This is a genomic window from Pseudomonas sp. RA_35y_Pfl2_P32 (genome assembly GCF_963970735.1).
In the GTDB taxonomy this organism is placed as follows: Bacteria; Pseudomonadota; Gammaproteobacteria; order Pseudomonadales; family Pseudomonadaceae; genus Aquipseudomonas.
The window spans coordinates 1-456 of record NZ_CAXAQF010000321.1; the positions used below are offsets into that span (position 1 = coordinate 1).

A 456-nucleotide genomic window follows, 5' to 3' on the forward strand; every position below is an offset into this window, starting at 1 on the left:
GGCCTTTCAAAACCGTAACCATCGTCCATGGTTTCCCCTCAGCTTTATCGTCGCGCGATTCCTGCGGCTGCGCGGATCACACAATGGTCCGCTCCCGATGGCTGGGCGCTGCGGCGCTTCGACTGGGGCGTCGAAGGACGACCGCGCGGTCGGATGCTGTGTCAGGGCGGCCGCGGCGATATCTTCGAGAAGTATCTCGAGGCGTTTGCGCACTGGCATGCGCTCGGCTGGTCGATCACGTCGTTCGACTGGCGCGGGCAGGGCGGGTCGGGGCGGCTGTCGCCCGATCCGCATGTTGGCCATGTCGGCGATTTTCAGCAGTATATCGACGATTTTCGCGCCTTTTGGGCGGATTGGGTTGCGGAAGATGCCGGGCGCGACGGCGGACCGCATGTTGCGCTTGGCCATTCGATGGGCGGCCATCTGTTGCTGCGGGCGCTGGTCGAAGGCGCGGCG

General features: G+C 65.1%; 1 protein-coding gene. It reads left to right on the top strand.

The features are described from left to right. Positions 1-27 precede the first annotated feature (27 nt). Positions 28-456 (top strand): alpha/beta hydrolase (locus AACY45_RS28490; protein ID WP_339548806.1); only part of this gene is annotated, 429 nt, incomplete at its 3' end.